The 24,964-nt window shown below is 66.7% G+C and carries 29 protein-coding genes and 1 pseudogene; 11 read left to right on the top strand and 19 right to left on the bottom strand.

All coding sequences use genetic code 11. The features are described from left to right. Positions 1–11: 11 nt before the first annotated feature. The 5 genes from A5787_RS22625 to A5787_RS22605 are packed head-to-tail and all read right to left on the bottom strand — an operon-like array spanning position 12 to position 3,823. A complete protein-coding gene (locus A5787_RS22625) occupies positions 12–446 on the bottom strand; it encodes a nuclear transport factor 2 family protein (protein ID WP_066971161.1) in 435 nt (144 codons plus the stop codon). Continuing rightward, on the bottom strand, positions 418–1,683 hold the full coding sequence (locus A5787_RS22620) for an amidohydrolase family protein (RefSeq protein ID WP_066971159.1): 1,266 nt from the start codon (positions 1,681–1,683) through the stop codon (positions 418–420). Before A5787_RS22620 ends, A5787_RS22625 begins: the two co-directional genes overlap by 29 nt. Before the next feature lie 2 nt (positions 1,684–1,685). Then, entirely contained in the window at positions 1,686–2,012 is a 327-nt protein-coding gene (locus A5787_RS22615) for a hypothetical protein (protein ID WP_066971157.1), read from the bottom strand. Then, entirely contained in the window at positions 1,993–3,285 is a 1,293-nt protein-coding gene (locus tag A5787_RS22610; RefSeq protein ID WP_066971155.1) for an SRPBCC family protein, read from the bottom strand. Before A5787_RS22610 ends, A5787_RS22615 begins: the two co-directional genes overlap by 20 nt. Positions 3,286–3,289: 4 nt before the next feature. Continuing rightward, complete coding sequence (locus tag A5787_RS22605) at positions 3,290–3,823, bottom strand: carboxymuconolactone decarboxylase family protein (RefSeq protein ID WP_066971153.1); 534 nt, start codon at positions 3,821–3,823, stop codon at positions 3,290–3,292. 439 nt (positions 3,824–4,262) lie between these two features. Here A5787_RS22605 and A5787_RS22600 point away from each other — a divergent pair, with 439 nt between their 5' ends. From A5787_RS22600 to A5787_RS22560, 10 genes and pseudogenes are all read left to right on the top strand, one after another. After that, positions 4,263–5,561 carry an amidohydrolase family protein gene (locus A5787_RS22600; protein WP_066971151.1) on the top strand — a complete coding sequence of 433 codons (1,299 nt, stop codon included), beginning with the start codon at positions 4,263–4,265 and terminating at the stop codon, positions 5,559–5,561. Positions 5,562–5,635: 74 nt separating this feature from the next. After that, positions 5,636–6,802 (top strand): acyl-CoA dehydrogenase family protein, encoded by a 1,167-nt coding sequence (locus tag A5787_RS22595; RefSeq protein WP_066971149.1) that lies wholly within the window; start codon positions 5,636–5,638, stop codon positions 6,800–6,802. Next, positions 6,801–6,896, top strand: a pseudogene (locus tag A5787_RS27050) (SDR family oxidoreductase); the annotation flags it as partial. The gene A5787_RS22595 and the pseudogene A5787_RS27050, both read left to right, overlap by 2 nt. After that, positions 6,893–7,708 (top strand): enoyl-CoA hydratase/isomerase family protein, encoded by an 816-nt coding sequence (locus A5787_RS22590; RefSeq protein ID WP_066971147.1) that lies wholly within the window; start codon positions 6,893–6,895, stop codon positions 7,706–7,708. The pseudogene A5787_RS27050 and the gene A5787_RS22590, both read left to right, overlap by 4 nt. Before the next feature lie 2 nt (positions 7,709–7,710). Continuing rightward, complete coding sequence (locus A5787_RS22585; protein WP_066971242.1) at positions 7,711–8,856, top strand: thiolase family protein; 1,146 nt, start codon at positions 7,711–7,713, stop codon at positions 8,854–8,856. Positions 8,857–8,951: 95 nt separating this feature from the next. Beyond that, a complete protein-coding gene (locus A5787_RS22580; RefSeq protein WP_066971145.1) occupies positions 8,952–9,566 on the top strand; it encodes a TetR/AcrR family transcriptional regulator in 615 nt (204 codons plus the stop codon). Further along, a complete protein-coding gene (locus tag A5787_RS22575; RefSeq protein WP_066971144.1) occupies positions 9,563–10,078 on the top strand; it encodes a hypothetical protein in 516 nt (171 codons plus the stop codon). Before A5787_RS22580 ends, A5787_RS22575 begins: the two co-directional genes overlap by 4 nt. Before the next feature lie 137 nt (positions 10,079–10,215). Further along, positions 10,216–11,469 (top strand): cytochrome P450, encoded by a 1,254-nt coding sequence (locus A5787_RS22570; RefSeq protein ID WP_066971240.1) that lies wholly within the window; start codon positions 10,216–10,218, stop codon positions 11,467–11,469. Then, positions 11,466–11,666 carry a ferredoxin gene (locus tag A5787_RS22565; protein ID WP_066971142.1) on the top strand — a complete coding sequence of 67 codons (201 nt, stop codon included), beginning with the start codon at positions 11,466–11,468 and terminating at the stop codon, positions 11,664–11,666. The genes A5787_RS22570 and A5787_RS22565 overlap by 4 nt, the downstream gene beginning before the upstream one ends. Then, complete coding sequence (locus A5787_RS22560) at positions 11,621–11,971, top strand: DUF1330 domain-containing protein (protein WP_066971141.1); 351 nt, start codon at positions 11,621–11,623, stop codon at positions 11,969–11,971. Before A5787_RS22565 ends, A5787_RS22560 begins: the two co-directional genes overlap by 46 nt. Positions 11,972–11,974: 3 nt before the next feature. Here the strand turns inward: A5787_RS22560 and A5787_RS22555 are convergent, their stop codons facing one another. The 8 genes from A5787_RS22555 to A5787_RS22520 form a co-directional block, all read right to left on the bottom strand. Then, a complete protein-coding gene (locus A5787_RS22555; protein WP_066971139.1) occupies positions 11,975–12,166 on the bottom strand; it encodes a ferredoxin in 192 nt (63 codons plus the stop codon). Between the two features lie 10 nt (positions 12,167–12,176). Then, complete coding sequence (locus tag A5787_RS22550; RefSeq protein ID WP_066971138.1) at positions 12,177–13,382, bottom strand: cytochrome P450; 1,206 nt, start codon at positions 13,380–13,382, stop codon at positions 12,177–12,179. A 106-nt stretch (positions 13,383–13,488) separates the two neighbouring features. After that, positions 13,489–14,304 carry an NAD(P)-dependent oxidoreductase gene (locus A5787_RS22545; protein ID WP_082977388.1) on the bottom strand — a complete coding sequence of 272 codons (816 nt, stop codon included), beginning with the start codon at positions 14,302–14,304 and terminating at the stop codon, positions 13,489–13,491. Positions 14,305–14,311: 7 nt separating this feature from the next. Beyond that, positions 14,312–15,127 carry an NAD(P)-dependent oxidoreductase gene (locus A5787_RS22540; protein ID WP_066971136.1) on the bottom strand — a complete coding sequence of 272 codons (816 nt, stop codon included), beginning with the start codon at positions 15,125–15,127 and terminating at the stop codon, positions 14,312–14,314. Then, positions 15,124–16,020, bottom strand: a complete 897-nt coding sequence (locus A5787_RS22535; RefSeq protein WP_066971134.1) for an alpha/beta hydrolase — start codon at positions 16,018–16,020, stop codon at positions 15,124–15,126. The genes A5787_RS22540 and A5787_RS22535 overlap by 4 nt, the downstream gene beginning before the upstream one ends. Then, entirely contained in the window at positions 16,017–17,672 is a 1,656-nt protein-coding gene (locus tag A5787_RS22530; RefSeq protein ID WP_066971132.1) for an OB-fold domain-containing protein, read from the bottom strand. The genes A5787_RS22535 and A5787_RS22530 overlap by 4 nt, the downstream gene beginning before the upstream one ends. Positions 17,673–17,790: 118 nt before the next feature. Further along, on the bottom strand, positions 17,791–18,087 hold the full coding sequence (locus A5787_RS22525; protein ID WP_066971130.1) for a ferredoxin: 297 nt from the start codon (positions 18,085–18,087) through the stop codon (positions 17,791–17,793). Next, positions 18,084–19,382, bottom strand: coding sequence for an NADH-ubiquinone oxidoreductase-F iron-sulfur binding region domain-containing protein (locus A5787_RS22520; protein WP_066971128.1), 1,299 nt, complete (start codon positions 19,380–19,382; stop codon positions 18,084–18,086). Before A5787_RS22520 ends, A5787_RS22525 begins: the two co-directional genes overlap by 4 nt. A 36-nt stretch (positions 19,383–19,418) precedes the next feature. Here A5787_RS22520 and A5787_RS22515 point away from each other — a divergent pair, with 36 nt between their 5' ends. Then, complete coding sequence (locus tag A5787_RS22515) at positions 19,419–19,892, top strand: hypothetical protein (RefSeq protein ID WP_066971126.1); 474 nt, start codon at positions 19,419–19,421, stop codon at positions 19,890–19,892. A 5-nt stretch (positions 19,893–19,897) separates the two neighbouring features. Here the strand turns inward: A5787_RS22515 and A5787_RS22510 are convergent, their stop codons facing one another. The 6 genes from A5787_RS22510 to A5787_RS22485 all read right to left on the bottom strand — a co-directional run bounded on the left by A5787_RS22510 (position 19,898) and on the right by A5787_RS22485 (position 24,942). Next, positions 19,898–20,764 carry an alpha/beta fold hydrolase gene (locus A5787_RS22510; RefSeq protein WP_066971124.1) on the bottom strand — a complete coding sequence of 289 codons (867 nt, stop codon included), beginning with the start codon at positions 20,762–20,764 and terminating at the stop codon, positions 19,898–19,900. A gap of 15 nt (positions 20,765–20,779) precedes the next feature. Then, a complete protein-coding gene (locus tag A5787_RS22505; RefSeq protein ID WP_066971122.1) occupies positions 20,780–21,178 on the bottom strand; it encodes a Rieske (2Fe-2S) protein in 399 nt (132 codons plus the stop codon). Between the two features lies 1 nt (position 21,179). Then, the gene (locus A5787_RS22500) at positions 21,180–22,325 is read right to left on the bottom strand and encodes an amidohydrolase family protein (RefSeq protein WP_066971120.1); all 1,146 of its coding nucleotides are present in this window, start codon (positions 22,323–22,325) and stop codon (positions 21,180–21,182) included. Positions 22,326–22,354: 29 nt separating this feature from the next. Beyond that, entirely contained in the window at positions 22,355–23,446 is a 1,092-nt protein-coding gene (locus A5787_RS22495) for an amidohydrolase family protein (protein WP_066971118.1), read from the bottom strand. A 214-nt stretch (positions 23,447–23,660) separates the two neighbouring features. Then, positions 23,661–24,554 carry an NAD(P)-dependent oxidoreductase gene (locus tag A5787_RS22490; protein WP_066971116.1) on the bottom strand — a complete coding sequence of 298 codons (894 nt, stop codon included), beginning with the start codon at positions 24,552–24,554 and terminating at the stop codon, positions 23,661–23,663. A 7-nt stretch (positions 24,555–24,561) separates the two neighbouring features. Further along, on the bottom strand, positions 24,562–24,942 hold the full coding sequence (locus tag A5787_RS22485) for a carboxymuconolactone decarboxylase family protein (RefSeq protein ID WP_066971114.1): 381 nt from the start codon (positions 24,940–24,942) through the stop codon (positions 24,562–24,564). Positions 24,943–24,964: the final 22 nt, after the last annotated feature.

Raw genomic sequence — 24,964 nt, 5'->3', positions numbered from 1 at the left:
GGCGCGGGCTTTCAGGGCTGCGGGCGGCCGACCGCGTGCGGGCGCCCGGAATCGTGCACGCCGCTGCGGCGAATGAACGTCATGGCACGGGTTTTCAGCCGCCACCCATCGGGGGTGCGGGAGTAGGTGTCGCGGTAGTAGCCGATCCGCATGTCATGGGTGGCGTGGTCGATGAAGCACAACGGCTGGGTGCCGCTCGCCGAATCACCGTCGATGTTTTCGACCAACGCAGTTCCGGTGAGGAACAAGCCCTTTGGGGCCGCGGCCACCAGCTCGGGAAACCTGTCCAACTGGTAGGTGGAACCGAACGCGCTGTAGGTCCCGTCGGGCGTGAAGACGCCGGTGAGCCCGTCGATGTCTTCCTGGGTGATGGTGACGGCGTAGCGGGCCAGCAGCTGCTGGATCTCGACCAGGTCGTCAGTTCTGGTGGGTTGACTTGTCGACATAGACCTTGCCGCCTTTCATGACGAAACTGACATTCTGGGTAACCCGTATGTCTTCCAACGGGTTTCCCGGAACCGCGATGATATCGGCGAGCTGGCCCGGCGCGAGCCGTCCCCGGTCGGTGGCATTGATCAGCTCGGCGGCGGTCACCGTGGCGGCCCGCAGCACCGCCAGCGGCGGCAGGCCCCAATCCACCAGGGTGACCAGCTCGTCGGCGTTGCGGCCGTGCGGGATCGCGGGGGCGTCGGTGCCCACCGCAATCTTCACGCCCGCCTCGTAGGCGGCCAGTATCGAGGTGCGCGCCTTCGGAAACATCTCGGCCGCCTTGGCCTGCAGCTCCGGCGGCGCGTGCGAGACGTCCATCGCGTCGCCGTCGGCCAGCCGCCGGGTGCTGACCAGGAAGGTGCCGTGTTCCACGAGCTGCGCGATGGCCTCGTCATCGATCAGAAAGCCGTGCTCGATGCAGTCGATGCCGGCGGCGACCGCATGCTTGACCGCGTCGGCTCCGTGCGTGTGCGCGGCGACGCGCAGCCCGCGCCGATGCGCCTCGTCGACGATCGCGCGCAATTCTTCGTCGGAATAGTGTTGCGCGCCAGGCGGTCCCGTCATGGACATCACCCCGCCCGAGCAGCAGACCTTGATCAGCTCGGCGCCATGTTTGATCTGGTAGCGCACCGCCTTGCGAATTTCGTCGACGCCGTTGGCGATGCCTTCCTCGACCGTGAGGTCCAGCACGTGCGGCGCGAACGCGGCGAACATCGTCGGATCCAGATGCCCGCCGGTCGGGGTGATGGCGTGTCCGGCCGGTACCACCCGCGGTCCGTCGATCCAGCCCGCGTCGATCGCCTTGCCCAGCGCCACGTCGAGCAGATACCCACCGGTCTTGACGAAGAGCCCGAGGTTGCGCACCGTCGTGAACCCGGCGCGCAGCGTGCGGCGGGCGTTGCCGACCGCACGCAGCACCCGTGTCGGCGGGTCGTCCTGCACCTGGGACAGGCCGGGTTTCTCCCCGCGCCCGCCCATCAAAAGGTTGACCTCCATGTCCATCAGCCCGGGCAGCAGGATTTGGTCGCCCAGGTCGATCAGGTCGCCCTCTGAGCTGCCGCCGATTCCGGTGATGCGGTCGCCGTCGATGTGCAGGACGCCGGGCCGAACGATCTCACCGGCGTCAACGTCGAGCAGCCCGGCGGCCTTGAGCGTCAGCTGCGATGAGCCGCTTGCGCGAAGAGCGCCGGACAATGTCAGATCACCGGTTCCCTGATGAGTTCCACCCACGCGGCGCCGCTGTCCGGCACGCGCGGCTGCTTCCACGCCTCGATCGGGAACGACACCATGACGAGCGATTGCATGATGTGCATGAGGGTGCGGGCGTCCTCGGGCAGGTCGTCGAGCGGGAACTTGTCGCAGTAGGCGATGGCGTCGTTGAGGCGGGGGAATGCCGCATCGTAGAACGCCTGCATCTCGGTCATGGTAGACGCCAGCCGCTTGGCGTAGCGCTCGGGCTCGGTGGCCAGGTCCCAATCCAAATAGGGCTCCAGGTCGGCGAATTCAGACGGTAACTTTGCCATTGCCCTGGTACTCCTTCGCCCAATTCGCTACATAGTCACCGGTCGTCTTGTGGAGATGACGGATCAGGACTTCCTGATCGCACAACAGGAAGTTGCTGACGACCTTGGTGCCGATCATGGTCTGGGTCGCTTCCAGCGTGTTGGCGTCCTGCAGCGCGTACTCCTTGAAGGTCACGGCCGCCAGCTCCTGGGCCAGGCGTTCCCGCGCGTTGCGCGGCGGAACGAAATACAGCGTGCACTCGAAGATGTGCTTGTCGACGGCGGTCGGCCAGTAGTGGTAGGTCAGAAACCAACCCGGCTCCCAGATCAGCAGCATGAAGTTCGGGTAGAAGAGCCACGAGTCGATGCCCCACTGCGGCACCCGCTTCACGTTGACGCCCGGCGGCATCTCCAGGTTCTCGATGATCTCCGGCTTGTCCCACGGACCGAACAAACCGCTGCGCAACACTTGGTCCAACGGCTTGACCATGGACATGTCCGGGGGCGGCGCCTGACCGCCCCAGGTCGACTGCAGGCTGTGCGGGCCGGCCAATTCGTAGTGCAGGGCCTCATAGCCGTACTTTTGGATCTTGGCGGCCTCTTCCTTGGTGTACTGCCCCTGGTGCAGGATCGGCGCGTGATAGAACTCGATGAACGCGTCGATGAACAGCTTCCAGTTGCTGCCGACCTCGGCACGGTAGGAATAGGTCTCCGTCATCTCGCCGAACGGATAGCCCTCGATGCTCTTGGCCAGCGGCCCGAGGTAGTCGGTGAGCGGTGCCGCGTTGTTGTCGAAGTTGATGAAGATGAAGCCTTCCCACACTTCGCAACGGACGGGCACCAGGCCGTACTGGCCCTTGTCGACGCCGAAGAACTCATCCTCCTGCTGGACGAAGGTGAGGTCACCGTCGAGGCTGTAGCGCCACGCGTGGTACTTGCAGGTGAACTGCCGGCAGGTGCCGGCGGTCTCCTCGTGCGGAAAATCGTTCCACACCAACTTGTTTCCGCGGTGGCGGCAGACGTTGTGGTACGCCTTGACCGCCCCCTCCTTGGTCTTGACGACGATGACCGACATGCCCTTGCCCGCCGAGGGCAGCTCCTTGGTGAAGTAACTGCCGGTGCGCGGCACCCGCTCGACCCGACCGACGTTGAGCCAGGTCTTCTTGAAGATCGCCTCGCGCTCGGCCTCGAAGAATGCCGGGTCGATGGAATCGGTGTAATCGACCGGCGCGGTGCCCAGTTCGGGGTAGTTTTCGGTCCAGCTGCCGGCGGCCGGCTTGGGGAAGTGGGGCAAGGCTCTAACCTTTCTCGTTCTCGAGCTGTACGCCAAAAGCGTTGATGGCCATCGCCAGCGCGATGTAGCCGCCGATGGTGAACACCAGGTCCATCCGCTGGCGTTCGTCAAGCCGTTCACCAAGGGTGGTCCACGTCTGGTCCGAGATATTCGACTTCTCGTCGAGCTCGTCGACGGCGGTGAACACCGCGCGCTCGAACTCGTCGTCGGCTTCGCCGGATCGCGCGGCCGCGATCTCGGCGTCGGTCAGTCCTGCCTTCGTCGCGATGTCCACGTGGTGTGACCACTCGTAGGCGCATTCGCGCCGATGGGCGACCCGCAGGATCGCCAGCTCGCGGATGCGCGCCGGGAGGGATGACTCGAGTAGCAGGTATCCGCCGAACCGCAGGTATGCGCGCGCAAGTTTCGGGTGGCGCGCGAGCGTCGACATGAGTGTGCCGGCATCCCGGGGATTACGCCGTTCGGGCGGCAGCATGCCAGACAGCGATTGCTCGACAGCCTCGTCCCACTGGTCCGCGGGCAGCGGCGTCAGGCGCATCCGCGCGTCTCCTCTCGGCGTTCTGTCTGGTAACTCTCAACCTAGGAGAATCAGATTCTCATTTCCAACCAATAGGTTTGCATGATTCGCTTGGTTGGTCAATGCCGGCGAGCCGCGATCCGCATCCGCCACCCGGTCGGGGAGGCGCAAGCGGCCGCGCGCTTGTCGGCCGCGCCTCGCGTGGCCAGCGGGCGGGGTTCGGTCGGGTAATCCCAGCGTTTCTGTTGGCGCTTCGTCGGTCCGAAGGGGGCGATTCACCTGGCTTTGTAGCTGCTGGTCAGGATGCAGCGGCCGGCCGCAAGAGCCGGTGGATGTTGATTCTCGCTCCGCGAGAAGATAGTTTTCAAACAGTGATCTTGGCGTTGCGTGGCGGTTGGCCGAGGCTAAATGGGAGCAGCGCGTCCGAACGGCTCACAGGGATCTTTGGAGAGGACTGGCCATGAACAAAGAAGACATGATGCTGATCAGCGTCGACGACCACACCGTCGAGCCGCCGGACATGTTCAAGAACCACCTGGCGAAGAAGTACGTCGACGACGCGCCCCGGTTGGTGCACAACGCCGACGGCTCCGACATGTGGAAGTTCCGCGACACCGTCATCCCGAACGTGGCGCTCAACGCCGTCGCCGGCAGGCCCAAGGAGGAGTACGGCATCGAGCCAACCGGGCTCGACGAGATCCGGCCGGGTTGCTACAACGTGGACGAGCGGGTCAAGGACATGAACGCCGGCGGCATCCTGGCCTCGATCTGCTTCCCGTCGTTCCCCGGCTTCGCCGGGCGGCTGTTCGCCACCGACGACCACGACTTCTCGATCTCGCTCGTGCAGGCATACAACGACTGGCACATCGATGAATGGTGCGGGGCGTACCCCGCGCGATTCATCCCGATGGCCATCCCGGTGATCTGGGATGCCGAGGCGTGCGCGGCCGAGGTGCGCCGGGTGTCGAAGAAGGGCGTGCACGCGCTGACCTTCACCGAGAACCCGGCCGCGATGGGCTACCCCAGCTTCCACGACGAGTACTGGAACCCGCTGTGGAAGGCGTTGTGCGACACCAACACCGTGATGAACGTGCACATCGGATCCTCGGGCCGGCTCGCGATCACGGCGCCCGACGCGCCCATGGACGTGATGATCACGCTGCAGCCGATGAACATCGTGCAGGCCGCCGCGGACCTGCTGTGGTCCAAGCCGATCAAGGAGTACCCCGACCTGAAGATCGCGCTCTCCGAGGGCGGGACCGGGTGGATCCCCTACTTCCTGGAGCGGGCCGACCGCACGTTCGAAATGCATTCCGCGTGGACCCACCAGAACTTCGGCGGCAAGCTGCCCAGCGAGGTCTTCCGCGAGCACTTCCTGACGTGCTTCATCAGCGACAAGGTGGGCGTCGCGCTGCGCAACATGATCGGCATCGACAACATCGCCTGGGAGGCCGACTACCCGCACAGCGACTCGATGTGGCCGGGTGCGCCCGAAGAACTGTGGGACGTGTTGTCCATCAACGACGTTCCCGACGACGAAATCAACAAGATGACCTACGAGAATGCGATGCGCTGGTACTCGTTCGACCCGTTCACTCACATTTCGCGCGAACAGGCGACCGTCGGTGCGCTTCGCAAGGCCGCCGAGGGGCACGACGTGTCCATCAGGGCGCAGGGCCACGAAAAGGATTCCCGAGGCGGCTCGTCCTTCGCGGATTTCGCGGCCAACGCGAAATCCCTTACCGGCAACACGGACTGACCGTACCCTCGGACAAGCCTGTGCGCCGGTGCCTGTAACCGATTGAAGGAGATCTAGCTGTGCCCGGCGCAGGAATGAACTTCGAGCTGACCGATGACCAGGAGCTGATCCGCCGGTCGGTCGCCGAGTTGGCGCGCAAGTTCGACGACCAGTACTGGATGGAAAAAGACCAGGCGCACGAGTTTCCCACCGAGTTCTACCAGGCCATCGCCGACGGCGGCTGGCTTGGCATGACGATCCCCACCGAGTACGGCGGGCACGGCCTCGGCATCACCGAAGCCACCATCCTGCTCGAGGAGGTGGCGAAATCCGGCGGCGCCATGAACGCCGCCAGCTCGATCCACCTGTCCATCTTCGGCATGCAACCCGTGGTGGTGCACGGTTCCGACGAACTCAAGGCGCGCACGCTGCCCAGGGTCGCGACCGGCGAGGTGCACGTCTGCTTCGGCGTGACCGAACCCGGCGCCGGGGTCGACACGTCGCGCATCACCACCTTCGCCAAACGCGACGGCGATCGCTACATCGTCAACGGCCGCAAGGTGTGGATCTCCAAAGCCATGGAGTCCGACAAGATCCTGCTGCTCACCCGCACCCGGAGCTACGAGGAAGTCACCAAGAAGACCGACGGGATGACGCTGTTCATCACCGATCTCGACCGCAGCCGCGTCGACGTGCGCCCCATCCGGAAGATGGGCCGCAACGCCGTGAGCTCCAATGAGTTGTTCATCGACAACCTGGAGGTGCCGGTAGAGCACCGAATCGGCGAGGAGGGCAAGGGGTTTCAGTACATCCTGGACGGCCTGAACCCGGAGCGGATGCTGATCGCCGCCGAGGCGCTCGGCATCGGCCGGGTGGCGCTGGACAAGGCGGTGAAATACGGCAACGAGCGGGAGGTCTTCGGCCGGCCCATCGGCATGAACCAGGGCCTGCAGTTCCCGCTCGCCGACTCGCTGGCCCGCCTCGATGCCGCCGAGCTGATGCTGCGCAAGGCCACCTGGTTGTACGACAACGGCAAACCCTGTGGCCGCGAGGCGAATACCGCCAAATACCTGTGCGCCGACGCGGGCTTCACCGCCGCGGACCGGGCATTGCAAACCCACGGCGGCATGGGATACGCGGAGGAGTACCACATCGCGCGATACTTCCGTGAGGCCCGGCTGATGAAGATCGCACCGGTCAGCCAGGAGATGATCCTGAATTTCCTGGGTGCCAATGTTCTGAAACTGCCGAGGAGCTATTGATGACCTCGCCGGAGCGTTCATGTTTCTTGCCTCCGATGCCGCGTCGTACATCACCGGGCAGGTGCTGCCGGTGGACGGCGACATGGTGATGTGAGCGAGCCCGACGGGCCCGTGCTGCTGTCCGAGGATCGCGACGGCGTGCGCACGCTGACCCTGAATCGACCGCGCCGCAAGAACGCGATCAACCCCGAACTGTGGATCGCGTTGCGGGACGCCCTCAACGAGGCCGGTCACGACCGTAGCGTGCGCGCGCTCGTGATCACCGGCGCCGGGGGGAGCTTCTGCTCCGGTGCCGACATCTCGGTCCCCGACGACGTGCATCCGAAACACAAGCTGCAGCGCCTGACCGACGTGGCACTGGCGTTGCACGAGCTCCCGATACCGGCGGTCGCCAAGGTGACCGGGGTGGCCGTCGGCGCCGGGTGGAACCTGGCTCTCGGTTGCGATCTGGTAGTCGCGACGCCGGAATCCACGTTCTGTCAGATCTTTTCCAAGCGCGGCCTCTCGATCGACCTGGGTGGTTCCTGGCTGCTGCCGAAATTGGTTGGACTGCAACAGGCCAAGCGGCTCGCGCTGCTCGCCGAGACGATCGACGCCGCCGAGGCCCATGGCCTGGGGCTGGTGACCTGGGTGGTGCCCGCCGCCGAGATCGACGCCTTCGTCGACGATCTCACCGAACGGCTGGCGGCCGGCCCACCGATCGCGCTTGCGCACACCAAGGCCCTGCTGAACGAGGGCGCCGATCGCACCATGCGCGACGCGCTGGCCAACGAGGCCCGCGCCCAGCCCGGCAATTTCGCGACCGCGGACGCGGCGGCCGCCTATGCCGCCTTCGCCGAGAGACGCGAGCCGTCGTTTACTGGTCGGTGGGCGTTATCGAGATCTGATGGAGAACAAACGGAGTGAAGATGCGTGAGACGGTCATCATCGAGGCGGTACGGACGGCGGTAGGGAAGCGCAACGGAGGGTTGTCCGGCATGCACGCCGCCGACCTGTCCGCGGTCGTCCTCAACGAGGTACTGGAACGCGCCGGCGTGGGCCCGGACATCGTCGACGACGTGATCTGGGGATGCGTGTCCCAGGTCGGCGACCAATCCAGCAACATCGGCCGCTACGCCGTCCTGGCGGCCGGCTGGCCGGAAACCATCCCCGGAACCACGGTCAACCGGGCATGCGGTTCCAGCCAGCAGGCGCTGGATTTCGCCGTCCATGCGGTGATGTCGGGTCAGCAGGACGTCGTCGTAGCCGGCGGTGTCGAGGTGATGAGCCGCGTTCCGCTCGGCGCGGCAAGGGCCACCGGCATGCCCTACGGTCCGAAAGTCCTTGCGCGCTATGACGATTTCTCCTTCAACCAAGGCCTGTCGGCGGAGATGATCGCGAAGAAATGGGGATTTTCCCGCGGGCAGCTCGACGAGTACTCGGCTCAGTCCCACGAGCGGGCGGCCGCGGCCCAGGACGGCGGCGCCTTCAACGAGCAGATCGTTCCCGTGTTCACCGATGACGGGACCGTGATTGCCGACGAAGGCGTGCGCCGCGGCACCACCGTGGAGAAGCTGGCCGGGCTCAAGCCCGCGTTCGTCGACGATGGCGTCATTCACGCGGGCAATTCCTCACAGATCTCCGACGGGGCGGCGGCCCTGCTCGTGACCACGTCGGAGATGGCGGTCGAATTGGGGTTGACGCCGCTGGTCCGCTACCGCGCCGGCGCCGTCACCGGGGCGGACCCGGTGCTCATGCTCACCGGGCCCATCCCGGCGACCGAGAAGGTGCTGACCAAGGCCGGCGTCTCGCTCGCGGACGTGGGGGTCTTCGAGGTCAACGAGGCGTTTGCGCCGGTCCCGCTGGCGTGGCTGGCGGAAACGGGCGCGGACCCGGGACGGATGAATCCGCTCGGCGGCGCCATCGCACTGGGCCACCCGCTCGGCGCGTCCGGCGCGGTGCTGATGACGCGGATGGCCCACCACATGCGCGATAACGGGATTCGGTACGGCCTGCAGACGATGTGCGAAGGCGGCGGCACGGCCAACGCCACCCTGGTGGAGCTGGTCTCCTAGCGCTCGCCGCAAACGGTCGTTCTGAGACCCTTGTCACAGCGGGCAAACCAACCTACTGTGTGTTCAGTAGGTTGATCGTTACCCAGGGAGCCCTTTTGCCCGTCGCCCGGCGATACGACACGCTGCTCGCCAAGGGCGAGGACCGCAAGCAGCGGATCCTCGACGTCGCGCAGCGCCTGCTCACCCGCAACGGCTGGCGCAACACCACCCTCGCCCAGATCGCCGGCGCGGCCGGGGTCACTCCCGCGGGCCTGCTGCATCACTTCGAATCCAAGGAGCAGTTGCTGCACGCGGTGCTCGACGCCCGTGACGCCGACGACGACTCACACGCCAACCGGACCGGTGACCTGCTGGTCGAGATCGCGCGGGTCGCCGATCGCTTCACCCGGGCGCCCGACATGGTGGGCACGTTTACGGTGCTGCTGATCGAAAACATCGATCCCGATGCCCCGTTGCACGACCGGATGCTGGACCGTCAGCGCCAAGCCATCGACATCGTCGGCGAGCTGATCCGGCGCGGCCAGGCCGACGGCCGGTACCGCACCGACATAGACCCCGCCGTCAAGGCAGTAGAGATTCTCGCCTTCGTCCACGGAATGGAAACAATATGGTTGCTCGACCCTTCGATACCGCTGACCGACGCGTTCAAGGAGTACGCGGAGGCGCTGGCACGGGACTTCGCCCCGCCGAAGAAGAGCGGCAGGACATGAGGTACCGGCTCGACGTCGTCGCCTCCAGCGTCGTCGACGTGGTGCGGTTCGCCGGGGGCTGGCTCTTCGACCGGGCGATGGCGGGCTGGGACGTCACCGTGCTGCTCACCGACCTGGCCGACCACCCCGACACGCGGCCGCTGCAGATCATCGGCGCCCAGCCGCTCGACCTCGAAGACGCCCTGGCCGTGGTGGACTCGCGGCCCCGGCCCCAAGCGCTGGCGGCCGCGGCCGACCTGTTCGGATGCGACTCACGGGTGCGGCAGGGCGTCTTGCAGGCCCTCGATCACGGGGTTACGGAGGTGACGCTGTGGGGGGAAAGCTGGCCGGCCGAGCTGGATGAGAGCGTCGGCCTGGTTCAGCACCGGCTGAGCACGGCCGCGAACATCTTCAAGGCCCAGGCGCTCGCGGCGGCGGCCGCGCCGCACGGCTCGATCGGTTACATCGAGACGTTCCGAAGCGGGCTGCTGGCGTGGCCGTCGGTCGCCGCCGACCTGATTCCCGCGAGCTAGGCAGCGCCTCACCCTCGGGGGTTAGACCCGTCGTTTGACGACGACCAGCCCGTGTGGAAATGTAATATTCATCTCTGAGAGGCTCATTCTCACTGCTGAGATTCGAACGGAGCGACACGGTGAACGACTTCGCCAAAATGGACTTCTTCCGCGGCAAAGAGCTCATCGCCGACCCGTACCCCTACTACGAGGCGCTGCGGCAGCAGTGCCCCGTCACGCGGGAGAGCCACCACGACGTCACGATGATCACCGGCTGGGACGAGGCGTGCGCGGTGCTCAACGACGCCGAGACCTGGTCCTCCTGCGTCTCGGTGACCGGCCCGTTTCCGGGTTTTCCGGTGCCGATCGAAGGGGACGACATCACCGAGCTGATCGAGCAGCACCGGGACGAGCTGCCATTCAGCGACCAGCTGCCCACGCTGGATCCGCCGACCCACACCAACCACCGCTCGCTGCTGATGCGGCTGATCACCCCGAAGCGCCTCAAGGAGAACGAGGACGCGATGTGGGCGCTCGCCGACCAGGTACTCGACACGTTCCTCGCGCCCGGGCACGGCGACTGGATCAAGGGCTTCGCCGGCCCGTTCACGCTGCTGGTCATCGCCGACCTGCTGGGCGTTCCGATGGAGGATCGCGACAAGTTCGTCAAGGGCATCGCCGAGCACGCGGGTGGCGGCGTCGGGGGCACCGGCAAGGAGTCGCTGTCACACAGCCCGCTGGAATTCCTCTACGGCCTTTTCTCCGATTACATCCGGGACCGCCGGCGCGAGCCCCGCGACGACGTGCTGACCGGCCTGGCCACCGCGACGTACCCCGACGGCTCGATCCCCGAGGTCGAAGACGTGGCCCGCGTCGCCAGCAACGTCTTCTCGGCCGGCCAGGAGACCACCGTGCGGCTGCTCGGCGCCGCGCTGCAGACGCTCGGGGAGCGCCCCGACATCCAGGCGCAGCTGCGCAAGGACCGCAGCCTGATCCCCAACTTCATCGAAGAGTCGCTGCGCCACGAGAGCCCGGTCAAGGGCGACTTCCGGCTGAACCGGGTGCCCGTCAATGTCGGCGGGGTGGACCTGCCGGCGGGCACCACCGTGATGGTGGTGCAGGCGGCCGCCAACCGGGACCCGCGCCGGTTCGAGGACCCCACCACGTTCGACCCGGCCCGCAAGAACGCCCGCCAGCACATTTCGTTCGGGCGCGGCATCCACAGCTGCCCCGGCGCACCGCTGGCGCGCGCCGAAACCCGGGTGGCGATCGAGCGCCTGCTCGACCGGACGTCCGACATCAGGATCGACGAGGGCGTGCACGGTCCGGCGAATGACCGCCGCTACCAATACGTTCCGACCTACATCCTGCGCGGGCTGACGGAACTGCACCTGGAGTTCACCCCGGCATGAGGGTTTGGGTCGACGACCAACGCTGCCGCGGCCACGGCGTGTGCACGACGCTGTGCCCGGAAGTGTTCAGCCTGACCGACGATGGCTACGCGGAGGCGATAACCTCCGAGGTGCCAACGGAATTCGAGGCCGCCACTCGGGAGGCCATCCAATGCTGTCCCGAGCAGGCCATCAGCGACCTGACGAAGGAGACGTAGTGCCCAAAGGATATGTCATCCTCACCGAGGCCATCAAAGATCCGGAGGGCATGAAGGCCTACGGCCAAGCCGCGGGGGCGGCGATGGGTGGGGTCAACATCCTCGCGGTGGACACCGCTCCCAAGGTCCTCGAGGGCAGCTGGCACGGTGATCAGACCGTCGTGCTGGAATTCGAATCGGTCGATGCGGCCCGGGCGTGGTACGAGTCCGAGGCTTACCAAAAGGCGGCGAAGCTGCGGCAGGCGGCGGCCGACTGCAACGCGGTCATCCTCGCCGGGTTCGAAATGCCTTCGGCCAGTAGCTGATCGCTACTCCACGATGGAGATCGCCTGGCGCGGGCACTGACGCACGGCCTCGCGGACGTCCGCCTCGGTCTCCGGCGTGACCTCCGGCTGCAGGACGGTCAGCATGTCGTCGTCACCGAGGTGGAAAATCTCCGGGTTGATGCCCATGCAGACGCCGTTGCTTTCGCAAAGACCCCAATCGACTTCGATTTTCATGCGGCCCCCTCTACCGAAGCACCTTCACCGGCACATTCTTCCAGCCGGCGACGTTTTGCATGTTCACCCGCGTGCACCCGGCCCAGTCCACCTCGTAGCGCGGCATGAAGTCGAGCAGCCTCTCCAGCGCGATCCTGCTTTCCATGCGGGCCAGTGCCGCGCCAAGGCAGCTGTGAATCCCGTACCCGAGACCGAGGTGCTGCGCCTCGGTCTGATCGCGCTCGATGTCGAAGGTGTCGGCGTCCGTGAAGGCGTCCGGATCGCGGTTCGCCGCAGCGCCGCAGAGGAACACCGGCTTTCCCGCAGGAATCACCCCACCGCCGACGTGCGCCTCCTTCAGGGTGTAGCGGACGTTGTATTGGACCGGCCCCTCGTAGCGCAATAGCTCTTCCACCGCACCGGGGATCTTGTCGCGGTCTTCCTGCAGCTTCTGCCACTGGTCGGGGTGGCGGGCGAATATGACCGCCGCGTTGCCGAGCAGCTTGGTGACGGTTTCGGCGCCCGCCCCGCCCAAAAGGGTCGCGAATCCGGTGATTTCGATGTCGTCGAGTTGGCGCGACTCACCGTTCTCGCCGGGGATCTCGGCGGCGATCAGCCGGCTGATCATGTCGTCCTGCGGGTTCTCGCGCCGCTCCTGGATGAGGCCGAAGTAGTACATCGCGGTGTCGATGTTGGCCTGCATCCCGGCTTCGCTGATCTCGATCTGTCCCGGTTCGTGATGCAGGCTGGTGTCGATCCAGTGCCGCACCTGCTGGCGGTATTCCTCAGGCACCCCGGCCATAGTGGTGATGACTTCCACCGGGAACGGTCCGGAGAAGTCCTGGACGACGTCGAAGTGGTCGGGATCGGCCGCGCCCAGGTACTTGTCGATCACCTCGATGACCGTCTCGCGCTGCGATTGAATCGCCCGCGGGGTGAACGCCTTGTTGAGCAGGCTGCGCATGTGCCGGTGCTCCGGTGGGTCCATGAAGATGATCGACTTCTGTTCTGCGGAGATCCCCCGCCGCACCATTGCGAGGTCGCAGCCGCGAGCCGAGGAATACGTCTCGAAGTCCTTGAACGCCGCCGCGACGTCCTCGTGACGGGTCAGCGCGTAGAAGTCCTCCTTCTCGTCGTAATACAGCGGCGCGTCCTCGCGCATCCGCCGGTAGATGTCGAACGGGTTATTGAAGTAGTCCTCCGAGAACGGATCGAAGACAACCTTCGGCTTGGTCACTGCATGCTCCTCATCGGCGGGCTGAAACCGTTACAGCGGATTGCCTGACTGTAACGCTAACGGTAGCGGTTTCGTTTCAAACCGGAAAGACCAAAACGCCCCCACCTCAGACCCTCCTGGCCGCATGTAACACGGGACCGACCACGTCGATGACGCCGTCCAGCGCACCCAGGTCACTGCCCAGTTCGGCGGCGATGCCACGCGCGACGGCCACGTCTTTGCCGACGAATTCGCCGGCTACCTCGACGAACGACGCGACCGAACCCCTGGCCGAGACGATGTCCAGCACCCTGCTCGTGGCGCTGCCATGCGCCAGCGCGTCCAGCAGGGTCGATTCCGGCACGCCGAGGCGTTCGCCCAGCCGGATCGACTCCGCGAGCAGCCCGATGTGACCGGCGAACAGGGCATTGTTGACCACCTTCACCTTCTGGCCGGCGCCGAGCGGCCCGACGTGCACGATCGGATCGCCGTAACAGCCCAGCACGGTTCTCACCCGTGCCACGGCGTCGTCGGCGCCGCCGACGAACAGGGTCAGCCTGCCGGCCGCGATCTCGTGCGGGCCGCCGCTGACGGGTGCGTCGACGACATCGAGGCCGCCGCCGGCGCGGCCGGCGATAGCGTCGATCGTTTTCGGGCTTGCGGTGGTGTGCACCACCACTGTCGAGCCCGGCGGCATCGCGGCGAGCAGGGGGCCTTCCAGACATACCTGCCGTACCTGTTCGTCGGTGAATACGCAGACGATCACCACGTCGGCGTGCGTACCGGCGCCGGCCACGTCGCTCACCGCGCGGGCGCCCAGCTGCTGGAGGTCGCGGCGCCGTTCGTCCGTCCGCCCCAGCGCGCGGACGTCGTGGCCGGCCTCGACGAGGCGGCTCACCATCGGGAGTCCCATCCGGCCGGCGCCGATGAACCCGACCCTCATTGGGTCCTCATCGTGGGTGTCCCATCGCGGCAAGCGTGGCGTCCGCCGCATCGAGCACGGCGCCGGGGTCGGCCGAGGCGCGCTCGGCGAGTTCGGCGACCAGGCGGACGTCCTTGCGCAGCAGAGTCCCGGCCAACCCGGCCAGGCGTTCCAGGCCGCCGGCCCCGCCAAGGGCGTTGAGCGCGAAGCTGTTTGCGCTACCACGGGACACGACCTCGGTGAGCCGTTCCGGGGAGACACCCAGTGCTTCGGCAAGCGAGAGGGCGGCGGCCGCCGTGCCCAGGTTGGCGGTGAACAACAGGTTGTTGAGCAGCTTGGTGGTCTGCCCGGACCCGAGGTCGCCGAGGTGAACGACCGGGTCGGCGTAGGTTTCGAACACCGGACGGCAGCGCTCGACGACTTCGGCGTCGCCGCCGAGCATCACCAGCAGGCGCCCTTCCGACGCCGCCCCACCACCGCCGCTGACCGGCGCATCGACGACCGAAACACCGCGGGCGCCGGCCTTTTTGGCAAGCCCGCGGCACGTGTTGGGATGCACCGTGCTGTGCACCGCGATGATGCCGCCCGGTTCCATCGCCGCCAGCAGCCCGCCCGCGCCGGAGGTGATTTCCTCGATGTCGGCGTCGCCGACCACGCACAGGCAGACCAGGTCACTGGCCGCCGCGAGTTCGGCCGGCGACGCGGCTACCTCGGCGGGGGTGTCGGCGAACGGCTCGAGGGTCGCGGGCCTGCGCGCCCACAGCGTCGTCTGGTAGCCGCCCTCGACGATCCGCCGCGCCATCGGACCGCCCTGGCTGCCCAGTCCGATGAATCCGACCCTCATCCGGCCTCCAGATCATCTTGCGTGTCAACCGTTTCCGCTCGGGCTGCCACGCATTCGTCCGCGAACGACAAGACTTCCGCGTGATAGTCCGCGGCAGTGTGGCCGAGGCTGATGTTGTGCCCGGCTTCCGGTTGCCTATGCACAACGAACCGAGTCGCGCTGGAGAACAGGGCGGTGATTTCGGCTACCGCCGAATCATCGGCCTGCCAGACCTTTTCGTGCTCGGCGATGCTGAAATGCACTGGGACGCGCACGGCGGGCGCGAGCTCCGGGAACGTTTGACGGGCCCAGTTCGACACCATCTTGTCCTCGTAGGCCGGCGCCGACGGGGACACCGTCGCACCGCCGAGGACCTCGGGTGGGTACAGCTCCTCCGGGCTCCACAGCAGGCCGCGCATGCCCGGCGGGCGGCTTTCGCGGGTCGCGGTTTTCAGTATTTCCCGGGCCGCGGGGTGGTAGTGCCGACCCGTGCCCGCGAGCTCGATGCCCAGCAGCTCGGCGCCGCGCTCGTCACCGGCCATCCGCATCGTCAACTCGCACCCACCCGAATGGCCCATCACGAATAGTCCAGCGCCCCTTGGCCCTTCGCCGAGGATGCGATCGATCGCCCCATATGCCAGGTTGACGCGCTGCTCGCCCTCGACCATTGCCTCGGGATAGGGGGCCGAGCTGCCATAGCCGGGCCGGTCGAGCGCCACCACGGTGAATCCCGCCGCCGCGCCGGTCCGGAGCAGCGAGTACGACGGGTGGCCCGGGCAGTCGAAATATATGGCGGTGGTGCCGCCGCCGTGAATGGCCACGATCACCGCCTTGGGCTCGGCCGCCTCGGCAACCAGCGCCGACATTGGCACGCCGTCGACGATCACGAGGCGGGGACGGGGCGCGGTGCTCATGCGTCCGCCCGCAACAGCAGGACGCCGCTCGGAGTGAGGCCGCCGCTACTGACCACGCCGACGCGGGCGCCGGTGACCTGCCGGTCGCCGGCCTCCCCGCGCAGCTGGCTGACCGCCTCGTGCAGCAGGCCCATGCCGTGGGTGCGGCCGTGTGACAGCTGGCCGCCGTGGGTGTTGAGCGGCAGCTGCCCGTCGCGAGCGATGTTCTTGCCGCCGTCGAGAAACTCTTTGGCCTCACCGATGCCGCAGAATCCCAGCGCCTCGATCCAGGACAGGCAGTTCATCGTGAAGCCGTCGTAGAGTTCGGCGACGTCGACGTCGGTGGGGCGCAGCGACGTGCGGGTCCACACGTGCGCGGCTTGGCCCAGCACCTGCGGCTCGTGGGTGAGAGTGCTTTGGTCCCAGTCGATTCGCTCGATGATCTGCGTGCCCACCGCCTCTACCAACACGGGTGGCTTGGCCAGGTCGCGGGCGGCGTCGACGGCGGAGACGATGACGGCGATCGCGCCGTCGCACGGCACGTCGCAGTCGTAGAGGCCGAACGGTGTGGTGATGGGCCGCGCGTTGAGGTAGTCGTCCATCGTCATCGGGGTCCGATAGACCGCGGTGGGGTTCAGTTCGGCGTTGGCGCGCTGGTTCAGCGCGATCCAGCCCAGCGTCTCTTTCGTTGTGCCGTAACGGTGGAAGTGCCGCTGCGCGTTCATCGCCAGGGTGTGTGCGGCCGAGGTGGCGCCGAACGGGAATGTCCAGCCGGCCATGCGGCCCATCGATGGGGTGACCTTGCCCTGCTTCATCAGCTCGTTGTGGGTGGCTTCCCACAGCGTGCGGAAGCACAGCACGTGCCGGGCCAGGCCGCCGGCGACGGCAAGCATGGCGGCGATCACCGAACCGCCAGGACCGAAGGTCTCCATGGCACCGTTGTGCCAGGTCGGGCGGATTCCCAGCGCCGCCTCCAGGGCGGTCACCCCGCCCTCGCCGAAGCCGCCGACATTGATCGCGCCGGGGTAGGTGGACAGGCCGTCGATGTCGGCGAGCGTCAACCCGGCGTCGGCGATCGCGGCCTCGCAGGCCTGCATCGTCAGCGACAGCGGCGGCTCCATCAGCCGCCGCCCGATCGGTGACATGCCGATTCCGGTGAGCGCCACCTTGTCTTCGAACTTCTCCGCCGTCAGCATGGGGCGGACGTGCTCCCCGAAGCGTTCGGGCTCGATCTCGTCGGCCGGCAGCGGGCCGGGTGCGGCATCCGGAACCGACCGGAACAACGGCAGCCAGACGTCCTCGATCTGCTCGAAGACGACCTCCACCTGTTGACCGAGCTCGAGCCGATCGGGTTCGCATTCAACGATGTTGGTGGTCAGCCGGACCCGCGGGTCTTCCGCGATCGCCACCTGGGCGACCACGTACGGCGCCGGCATCCCGGGCAGGCTGAACCGATGGTTGATGGTGAACCCGGCGAGCGTGGCCCTGCCGGAGACGGCCCGCACGCCCACGTCACGGGAGCGGCAGTACCGGCACACCGGCGCCGGCGGATGGATCAGCGATGCGCAGGCCCGACATTCCTGAAACCGCAGCGTGCCGTCGGCTCCTGACTTCCAGAAGAATTCGTTGTCCAGCGTGAGCAGGGGCAGCGGTCGTCCCGGTGCTGCTGACACGTCACCTCCGGAAATCGGCTGGCTCGTCCGAAAAACCGAACTGGGTAGGCCCGTTATGCAAATCAGAGAATTACGTTACCACTTCTTGGCGCGCACGATCCATCGGAGCGGCGACGGATCAGCGCGTGAATCCCCACTCCGCCTCGTTCTCTTCGGTCTTGAGTTGCTCGGCGGGATCCTCCGCCTCTGTCAGCGGTAGCTGAGGGGCGCGAGAAATGCGCTCGCCGAGCTCGGCGATGGCGTGCACGGGGCAGTCCATCAGCGCGCGCATGACCGCGTCGCGATCCGATTCCGCGACGGTGCCGTCGCCGATCAGGGACGCGTAGCCCCAGTCGTCGAGCGAGAAATATCCGGGCGCGTACTTGGCGCAGATCCCGAAGCCGTCGCACACGGTGCGGTCCAAACGAATCCTCATGGTTGCCTCACCGCTTCCGCCTCGTAGGGACGGTCGGCGCGGAATGCGCCGCGGGCGCAGTCCGGGCAGGTGCCGTCGAGGTGTGCGGCGACCTCGCCGGGGAACTGATCGAGCAGGCTGGCGGCCACGTTGGTGGCGGCGTCCAGGGTCGCGCAAGCGCCGCGCCCGCGCAGCAGCACCGACCAGCGGCGCAACCGTTCCACGTCCTGGGCGGTCGCGGCGCCGTCGCGCAGTGCGCCGGCGGCGGCGGCCATCGCCGCGGTTCCGTTGAAGCAGGACCCACATTGCCCGGCGTTCTCGCGGTCGAAGTAGGCCAGCACCGACGCCGCGACCGCGACGGGGCAGTCGTCGGTGATCACCGAGATCGCGCCGCAGCCCAGGCCGCTGCCGATCCGCCGCATCGTCTCGTGGTCCAGCGATGTCTCCAGGACGCCGCGGTTGAGCAGGCCGGCGAAGTAGCCGCCCATCAGGGCCCCGCGGACCCGGTCCGGCGAAACCTTATGCAGGGCAAGCAGTTCGGTGAATGCCAGGCCGTGCGGAAGCTCGTAGAGCACCGGCGGACGCCCGGCACCGGTGATGGTGGCCAGGAAGGTACCCGGCGACAGTGAGGTGCCCTGGGCGCGGAACGACGCCGAACCGTGGCGCTGCAGGTAGGGCAGGTTGGCCAGGGTCTCGACATTGCTCACCAACGTGGGCCGCTCGCCGACGCCCGCTTCGAATGGGCGCGGCGGCTTGTCCGTCGGCTTGGCCGGGCCGCCGTTGAGTGCGCGGACCGCGGCGGTCTCCTCGCCGGCGACGTATCCGGGTTGCACCGTCGACATGCGGACGTCGACGCCCCCCAGGGTGTCCGGCTCGAGCTCGCCGAGCGCCGTTTCGACGCTGTGCGCCGATTCCGGATCGGACACATACACGTAGGCGCGGCGGGCGCCCACGATGGCCGCGGCCAGCCGCAGCCCATCGAGGACGAGGTGCGGGCGGTTGCGCAGCAGCCAGCGGTCCTTGATCGAAGCGGGTTCTCCCTCTTCGCCATTCGCGACGACGACGGCGCCACCTGCGATGCGGCCGTTGTCGCGCACCGCACGCAACTTCACCGCCAGGGGGAAGGCCGCACCGCCGCGGCCGACCAGCCCGCTGGATTCGACCTCGCCCAGCAACTCGTCGGCGCCGGCGAGCGGGCGGTATCCGCCGAGGCGTCGATACGCCGCCAGGTCCTCGCGCTGTCCGGCCAGCAGCCGTGGTTCGAGCCCGGGCGGCGCGGCGGTGGTGATGATGGTCGTGGATTGGGTGGTGTTCACGGCTGACCTGCCATCGTCTTAGTTAGGCTTGCGCACATGCGAACTGCGGTGGTGCGCGTCAACGTTGATCCGGAAAGCGCGTTCACCGCCGCGCAGCTACGCGATGGCATGGCCGCGCTCCTCGAGCTCGCGGGCGAGGCGGGCGCCGACGTGGTCCACAACGACCTCGCGGCCATGCCCGCGGGCCGCCGCGAGGTCGAACTGCTGATTGCGGCCGAAGACGGCGACGCGGCCAGCAACGTCGCAATTGAGTTGTGCACCAGAGTGTTCGGCGCCGGACCGGTCGCCGGCGTGGTGACCTTCGTCAGCCGGGGAACCGACGATGACGCGCACGGGGTGTTGTCCGGCTTCGGGCTCACCGGTGAGATCGAGCGAACCCCGGGCGACGACGGCTTCGACATCGTGTACGTGACGCTGCGCGAGGAGGACCTCGAACGCATCCCGGAAAGCCGGGTCCACACGGCTCTCGAGGCGTCGCTCAACTGCGAGGTTCACATTCGTACCGTGTAGAGCCATTACGACCCCAGGAACTCGAGGATCGCGGGCGCCGCCTGCACCCACGTGTCGAACATGTTGAAATGCTGCACCCTGCCCGCTGCGCGGTCCTCGGACGCGCGCTCCCAGGCGTCCTCCGGCCACGGCGGGTCGATGAGCTTCGAACCCTTGATCAAGCAACTGACCTCGAGCGACGTCCGCTTCGGGTGATCCATGTCGTTCTCGCCGCCGCGAATGATCAAGGTGGGCACCTTGATCCGGTCGAACATCTCGTCCTCGACGCCCGGAATCGTCTGTCCCGGCTTGGACACGAATGCGTTGAGCCAGCGCAGCATCACCTTGAGGAACTCGTCTTTGTCGAAGTCGAGGAACCGCTGCTTGTTGTCCGGGTTCTGCTCGATGCGGTCGCGCCACTCCTGAACCTTCACCACGCCGTCCATGCCGGTGCCGCGCACCGCGAGAATGCTCGGGATGATGTAGAAGGAGCCGAGCACGAAGCTTCCGTAGATGCCGCCGACGATGTTCCACACCACCAGCTTGGTGACCAGCTCGGGGTAAAGCATCGTGGTCAGCATCGAATCCCTTGCGCCGCCGGATCCTCCGGCGAGGATGCAGCGTTCGAAACCCAGCCCGGTCACCAGCTTCTGCAGCGTCTCGGCGCGCATGTGCGATTCGCTTTGCCCGTAGAACTGCACATCGGAGGCTCCACAGTTGGGCCGGTCCCACAGCAGCACTCGATAGCCGCCGGCGGCGAGCGCGTCGGCAAGCGGACGCAGGCCCTCGATCTCCTTGCTGAACCGGCCGCCCGGGGTCAGGGCGATGAGATCGCCTGATTCGCCGAGGATTTCGTAGACGACGTTTCCGCCGTTGATCTCGATTGAAGGCACCCGATTCTCCTGTGGTTAGGCCTGCACCAGAACGTCGTTGCCGACGACGCGCACCGGATAGGTGCGGATGCTCCATTCGGGCTTGACCGCGGTGGTACCCGTCGCCAGCTCGAAACCCCATTGGTGCCAGGGGCAATAGATGAACTCCAGGTCGCGCACCATGACCGAGTCACCGGGGGCGGTCTCGTCGACGATCGTGCGCCCGCGGGGGCGTCCCGAACACAGCGGGCCGCCCTGGTGGGGGCAATAATTCGCGATGGCGTAGAAGCTGCCGTTGACGTTGTAGACTCCGACGCCGTGCCGCCCGATCGGCACGAGTTTGTGTGTGCCCGAGGGGATTTCGTCGACGGTGGCAACGACATGCTCGCGGCCCTGGGCGAGACGCGGCTCGGGCCGTTTGGTTTCCTCCGTCAATTCAGAACACCCTGGTCTGACCCTCGAGGACCGGGACGGTCTCGGGCAGGTGATAGGTCGCGATGCCGTTTTTGTACATCACCGCGTCGCGGGCCGCCTTCGGAAGGTGCTTGACCAACCAGCGCGGGTCATCGAACGTCCAGTGCGGGTAGTCCGAGGAGAAGAGCAGGATTTTCTCGCACTCCATCCATTCCAGCGCGCGGGTCAACTCCGTCTTGTCCTCGGGGTAGTCCAGCGGCTGGGTGGTGAACTTGATGTGGTCTTTGACGTACTCCGACGGCTTGCGCTTGATGTCCACCCGCGACTTGCGCGCTTCGTAGATCGAATCCATGCGCCACATCAGCGGCAGGATCCAGCTGAATGCGTGCTCGACGAACACGATCCGCAGCGTCGGGAAGCGGTCGAAGACGCCGTCGAAGATCAGGCTCATCACCTGGTTGGCCGCCAGCAGCGAGTAGGTCACCATGAAGTCGTGGTTGTAGCTGGGGAACCCCACGGGCGGGATGGGTAGCTCGTCGAACTGGCTGCGCGACAGGTGGCAGCTGACCGTGATGTCGTGCTTGGTCGCGGCGGCCCAGATCGGATCGTACTTGGGATGACCCCAGGACGGCTTCGGCTCGGCCTTGATCAGAATCTGCGCCATGAAGGGGTGCCCGGCCCAGCGCTCGATCTCGCGCACGGACGCTTCCGGCTCCTCGATCGCGAGGCAAATCGAACCGCGCCACCGCTCGTGCCAGTTGTTGTGGCTGTCGAGCCAGTGATTGGCCTGCCAGTCGTTCAACGCGTACGACATCGCGTGCTGCGCTTCGGGTAGGCGGGCCGGGTAGGCGGCGGGTTCCAGGATCGCGATGTCGGAGCCCGCCTCCATGATCAGCTGGCGGAACGCCATATCCGGGTCGCTGCAGGGAAACTCGCCGTTGGGCGGGAACGAATCCACGCGCATCGCGTAGCTGTGCGCGTAGTCCGGGGCGTCGTAGAAGATCATCTCGCCCACATGGCGGTTGAGGAAATACTTGCTGCGCCAGGGCTCGGGGATGTACTGGACGAGCTCGCCGCGCTTGGGTGAGGGGTGGACGTCCGAGTCGACGCACCGGACGGCGATGCGCTCGGCAGCGGGAACCCGCTCCTGCGAATGGGTCAACGTCATCTGAATCTCCTCAGTCTGCCGTGTTAGCTCTACTGTGCGCCCACTCCGGCGGGGATGTCTATGCCGTACAGCCGCGCCGCATTGCGCCAGCACACTTTTTCGCGCTGCTCGGCCGATAACGCCGTCGGCAGCTTCTTGGCATCGCCGAACTGCCAATGCGGGTAGCTGGAGCCGAACATCACCATGTCCTCCTTGCCGGTGAAGCCGAACCATGCGCCGGCGAACTCGACGTCTCCGGGGCCGTCGAGGCTGCCCTGCACGAAATAGACGTGGCCGGGCAGGTAGTCGCTCGGGATGCGCGGCGCCCACGGCGTCTGTTCCAGGTGCGGCCGGCCGAAGGTGTCCATCCGCCAGATGAACGGCGTCACGAAGTCCGCTGCGCCGTCCGCCCAGACGAATTTGAGTCCGGCGAAGCGCTCGAAGACGCCCTCGGCGATCATGTTCATCAGGTGATAGATGTAGTTCAGCGCCATGAAGCTGACGTACTGCTCGTAGGTGCGGGTGTTCCCGGACGGCGTCGGCGGGAACATGATCCCGTTGCCCACTTCGATGTGCGCGGCGACCGCAAGGCCCGCGTCGGCCGCGGCTTCCCACAGCGGCCAGAACTGCGGTTTGCCGTAGACCTCGCGCGACTGCAGCGGCACACCGATCTGGACCACGCGCGGATGCCCGCGCCATTTCTCGATCTCCCGCAGCGCCCCGGCGATGTCGTCGGGGTTGATCCGGATGGTGCCTCGGAACCGCTCGCCGAACTCGCTGGAGTCCAGCCAGTCCGACACCATCATCTCGTTGTGTGCGGCATGCAGAGCGCTGCCCAGGTGCCGGTCCGGCATGATCCCGCGCCCCATCGGATGCAGCACCGCCACGTCGACGCCACGCTTCGAAAACAGTTCGTGGGCAACGAATTCGGGATCCGAACCGGGGTACTGACCGTCCGGGCCCTCGGTGTTGGGCGCGTACTCGCCGCCCGGAGCGCCGTACCAGTCCATCTCGTAGTCGGGAAAGCCCCGGCTCTTGAACGGCTCGCGCAAGGCCTTGCGCAGCGCCCTGTTGGACGGGAAGAAGATGTGCACGCTCGCGTCGATGAGCGGCGTGCGTGTTCCGTCGGCGTGTTCGATCACAAGAGCCACCCTTCGGCTCCGGCAGCCCAGCCAGTCCGGCCGGGGCATCTGATAGGTAAGCTAACATTTTTGCGGATCGTCAATCAATGGATTTTCGGTAAGCGTTTCGATTAGCCATCGGCCCTGGTAGTCATCAGTATTGCGGTCACTTAGGTAAGTAGCGTTCTTGCTAAACGATAATAGCATTCTCGGCCGCTGCGTCGGGATCGGTGGGTTAGCCGGGGACCTCGCCCACGGTCACGCCGGCGGCCGTTTCCAACGGCTTGATGACCGTCGTGAAGTCGGAGTCCGGGCCCTGGTCGCGCGCGACCGCCTCCCAGAGCCGGCCGATCGCCTCGGCGATCTGCCCCGGCACGCCCAGCGCGCGGGCCTCGTCGAGATAGAGTCGCACATCCTTGACCATGAGCCCGGTGGCAAAGCCGTAATCGAAGGTCCGCGGGAGGATCGCGCGCGGGAACTTGTCGCGGCTGGCGCTGGTGCCGCCCGACCCCGCGTTGAGCACGTCGATCATCACCCCGGGGTCCAGACCGGACTTGACGCCCATGACGACAACCTCCGCCGTGGCGGCCAAAACGTTGGCCGCCAGCATGTTGTTGGCGAGCTTCATCGTCTGCGCCGAGCCGGGCTTGTCACCGACGTAGAAGGGCTTGCCGAGCGTTTCGAGTACGGTTCGTACGACGTCGAATTCGTCGCGCGGCCCGGACACCATGAGCGCGAGCGATCCGTTCTCGGCCCCGCCGACGCCGCCGCTCACGGGGCTGTCGATCGCCACGATGTCCCGTTGGGCCAGCCGGCCATGGATCTGGGTCGCCGCCCGGCTCCCCACGGTCGACAGGTCGACGTAGCGCTTGACCCGCGAGCCCTCGATCACCCCGCCGTTGCCGGTCGCCACCGCGAGCGACGCGGCCGGCGACGGGAGGCTGGCCATGACGGTTTCGGCGCGATCGGCGACGTCCTTCGCCGACGTGGCGGCGCGTGCCCCGAGCGCCACGATCCGATCGAGCGCGTCGCCGCGCGTGTCGAACGCGACGACGTCGTGGTCGTCCCGAACGAGGCGAACTGCCATGGGAAGGCCCATGTTTCCCAAGCCGATGAAGCCGATCTGCATCGCAGCCCTAGCCCTCGTCCACTTCGGCGAACGCCTCACCCGCGATGCGAAAGCTGTCGACGGCGGCGGGCACGCCGGCGTAGATCGCGACCTGAAGGAATATTTCGCGGATTTCGTCGCGCGTGACGCCGTTGGTCAGCGCCGCCTTGACGTGGGTGCGCAATTCGTTGGGGCGGTTGAGGACCGAGATCATGGCCAGGTTGAGCATGCTGCGAGTCTTGAGGGCCAGCCCCGCGCGCCCCCACACCGCGCCCCAGCAGTATTCGGTGACGAGGTCTTGCAGAGGCTGGGTGAAGTCGTTCGCGGTCGCCAGCGCCCGGTTGACGTATTCCTCGCCCAACACCGCGGAGCGGATTTCAAGTCCTCGTTGGTAGGTTTCGCGATCCAATGGTCTCTCCTTTGACGGCTCC

This window comes from Mycobacterium sp. 852002-50816_SCH5313054-b (assembly GCF_001667185.1).
Taxonomy (GTDB): domain Bacteria; phylum Actinomycetota; class Actinomycetes; order Mycobacteriales; family Mycobacteriaceae; genus Mycobacterium.
The sequence above is the reverse complement of the archived record's forward strand: the minus strand, read 5'-3'. Positions and strand labels throughout refer to the sequence as shown.

Bases quoted from the DNA above. Each gene is read 5' to 3' on its own strand.
- A5787_RS22600 (WP_066971151.1), top strand. From the start codon at position 4,263: ATGAACAAAGAAGACATGATGCTGATCAGCGTCGACGACCACACCGTC.
- A5787_RS22565 (WP_066971142.1), top strand. From the start codon at position 11,466: ATGAGGGTTTGGGTCGACGACCAACGCTGCCGCGGCCACGGCGTGTGC.
- A5787_RS22500 (WP_066971120.1), bottom strand. From the start codon at position 22,325: ATGACGTTGACCCATTCGCAGGAGCGGGTTCCCGCTGCCGAGCGCATC.
- A5787_RS22595 (WP_066971149.1), top strand. From the start codon at position 5,636: ATGAACTTCGAGCTGACCGATGACCAGGAGCTGATCCGCCGGTCGGTC.
- A5787_RS22575 (WP_066971144.1), top strand. From the start codon at position 9,563: ATGAGGTACCGGCTCGACGTCGTCGCCTCCAGCGTCGTCGACGTGGTG.
- A5787_RS22560 (WP_066971141.1), top strand. From the start codon at position 11,621: ATGCTGTCCCGAGCAGGCCATCAGCGACCTGACGAAGGAGACGTAGTG.
- A5787_RS22615 (WP_066971157.1), bottom strand. From the start codon at position 2,012: ATGGCAAAGTTACCGTCTGAATTCGCCGACCTGGAGCCCTATTTGGAT.
- A5787_RS22545 (WP_082977388.1), bottom strand. From the start codon at position 14,304: ATGAGGGTCGGGTTCATCGGCGCCGGCCGGATGGGACTCCCGATGGTG.
- A5787_RS22540 (WP_066971136.1), bottom strand. From the start codon at position 15,127: ATGAGGGTCGGATTCATCGGACTGGGCAGCCAGGGCGGTCCGATGGCG.
- A5787_RS22570 (WP_066971240.1), top strand. From the start codon at position 10,216: ATGGACTTCTTCCGCGGCAAAGAGCTCATCGCCGACCCGTACCCCTAC.
- A5787_RS22605 (WP_066971153.1), bottom strand. From the start codon at position 3,823: ATGCGCCTGACGCCGCTGCCCGCGGACCAGTGGGACGAGGCTGTCGAG.
- A5787_RS22535 (WP_066971134.1), bottom strand. From the start codon at position 16,020: ATGAGCACCGCGCCCCGTCCCCGCCTCGTGATCGTCGACGGCGTGCCA.
- A5787_RS22490 (WP_066971116.1), bottom strand. From the start codon at position 24,554: ATGCAGATCGGCTTCATCGGCTTGGGAAACATGGGCCTTCCCATGGCA.
- A5787_RS22625 (WP_066971161.1), bottom strand. From the start codon at position 446: ATGTCGACAAGTCAACCCACCAGAACTGACGACCTGGTCGAGATCCAG.
- A5787_RS22515 (WP_066971126.1), top strand. From the start codon at position 19,419: ATGCGAACTGCGGTGGTGCGCGTCAACGTTGATCCGGAAAGCGCGTTC.
- A5787_RS22525 (WP_066971130.1), bottom strand. From the start codon at position 18,087: ATGAGGATTCGTTTGGACCGCACCGTGTGCGACGGCTTCGGGATCTGC.
- A5787_RS22585 (WP_066971242.1), top strand. From the start codon at position 7,711: ATGCGTGAGACGGTCATCATCGAGGCGGTACGGACGGCGGTAGGGAAG.
- A5787_RS22555 (WP_066971139.1), bottom strand. From the start codon at position 12,166: ATGAAAATCGAAGTCGATTGGGGTCTTTGCGAAAGCAACGGCGTCTGC.